Here is a 1986-nt window from a genome sequence, read left to right on the forward strand (position 1 = left end):
TTAGCGTGAGTCATGAGTGGGTCTCTTCTGGCAGGTGGGTGGTGTAGGAACTTCCATCCTGCGGGGCGGGGCCCACTCGTCTCATCTCAGCCGGCGCCTCGTGGCAAGAACCTCATGACCCACAACAGCTAGCCTGAGTCGGGTGAACACGACCGCCGCCGCCTCCGACCCGTCCGACGCCCCCCTGGCCTCCACCCGCATCGGGGAGGGCCCGCGCCGCGTCGCGTTCCTGCACGGCCTCATGGGCCGGGGCCGGAACTTCACCGGCCCGGCCAAGGAGCTGGGCGACGACTTCACGGTGGAGCTGATCGATCTGCCGGACCACGGCGCCTCGCCCTGGACCGACCGGGTGGACTACCGCGAGATCGCGGACCGGGTGGCTGCCCACCTGCGGGGCGGTCTCGCCGCCGACGGGCCGGTCCACCTGCTGGGCCACTCGATGGGCGGCAAGGTCGCCATGGTGCTCGCCCTGCGGCACCCGGAGCTCGTGGACCGGCTGATCGTGGAGGACATCTCCCCGCGGCTCTCACCGCAGGCCACGGACGAGTTCGTGCACCTGCTGGGCACCATGCTGCGCATGGACCTGGACGCGTACGACTCGCGGGCCGAGGCCGACGCGGCCATGGCCGAGCACGTCCACGACGCGCGGGTGCGCGGCTTCCTGCTGCAGAACCTGCGGCGCACGGGCGACCACTTCGCGTGGCAGCCCAATGTGGCCATGCTCTTCGAGCACCTGCGGGAGATCGGCTCGTTCCCGGACCCGGTGGTCCCCGAGGACCCGGAGCGCGTGTTCGACCATCCGGTCCTGTGGCTGGCCGGCGCCGAGTCGGACTACGTCCAGGATGAGGACGTGCCGCGGATGAAGGAGCTGTTCCCGCGCGTCGTGCGCGTGACCGTCCGTGACGCCGGCCACTGGCTGCACGCCGACCAGCCCGAGGCCTTCGTCTCCGCGGTGCGCACCTTCCTCACCGCCGACTGACGGGGCCCGTCGGGAGACGGAGACAGCGCCGAGGCCCGCAGACGCGCCGCCACGTTCCGTGCGTAGCGGCGCGTCTGCGGGCCTCAGCGTCGGGCGCGGGTGGGGGCGGACCCGTCAGCCGCCGCATCAGTGGGCGGGCGCGGCCTTCTTTCCGCGCAGGCGTCCGACGAGCAGGACCACCCCGAGCGCGACCGAGCCCCAGAGCAGGCCCCACACAGCCGATGTCGCGGTGTCCGTGAGCCAGCCGAGGAACGCGCCGGCGGCGTGCGTGACGGGCTCGACGATCCCGTGCTGCACGGCGTAGTAGGGCCACGGCACGCCCAGCGCGTCCAGCTCCACGAGGGCGATGTGGCCGCCCACCCAGAGCATCGCCACGGTGCCGATGACGGTCACCACGCGCAGCACGTGCGGCATGGCCTTGACCAGCCCGGCGCCGAACGAACGGCCGCCGGAGGTCGTGGCGTTCTGGTGCAGGTGCAGGCCGACGTCGTCCATCTTCACGATCAGCCCCACCACCCCGTACACGCCCGCGGTGATGACGACAGCCACCACCGCCAGGACCGCCGCCTGCATCCAGAAGCCCAGGTCGGCCACCTCGTTCATGGAGATGACCATGATCTCCAGGGACAGGATGAAGTCCGTGGTGATGGCCCCGCGCACCACGGTGTCCTCAGCCTCCGGACCCCGCTCGACGGCAGGCTCCTCGTCGTCGGCATGCCCGTGGCCGGCGAGCTTGCCCCACACCTTGTGCGCGCCCTCATAGGACAGGTAGGTGCCGCCGGCCAGCAGCAGCCACGGCAGGATCCAGGGGGCGAGCCAGTCGAGCAGCAGCAGCGCGGGAAGGATGAACACGAGCTTGTTGCGCAGGGAGCCCTTGGTGATCCGCCAGATCATCGGCAGCTCGCGGGCCGCGGCCGCGCCGGCCATGTACTGCGGGGTCACCGCGGCGTCGTCGACCACCACGCCCGCCGCCTTGGCCGCGGCGCGTCCCGCTCCGGCGGCCAAGG

The 1986-nt window shown here is 71.9% G+C and carries 2 protein-coding genes; one reads left to right on the forward strand and one right to left on the reverse strand.

The genetic code is table 11. From position 1 onward, the window contains the following. The first annotated feature begins 142 nt into the window (after nucleotides 1-142). Nucleotides 143-979, forward strand: coding sequence for an alpha/beta fold hydrolase (locus D8M29_RS11585; protein ID WP_127435325.1), 837 nt, complete (start codon nucleotides 143-145; stop codon nucleotides 977-979). Between the two features lie 126 nt (nucleotides 980-1105). On the opposite strand, the gene D8M29_RS11590 is transcribed toward D8M29_RS11585, so the two are convergent. Then, nucleotides 1106-1986 (reverse strand): DUF808 domain-containing protein (locus D8M29_RS11590; RefSeq protein ID WP_148111603.1); only part of this gene is annotated, 881 nt, incomplete at its 5' end.

Source organism: Micrococcus sp. HSID17227, assembly GCF_003989405.1.
Classification (GTDB): Bacteria; Actinomycetota; Actinomycetes; order Actinomycetales; family Micrococcaceae; genus Micrococcus; species Micrococcus luteus.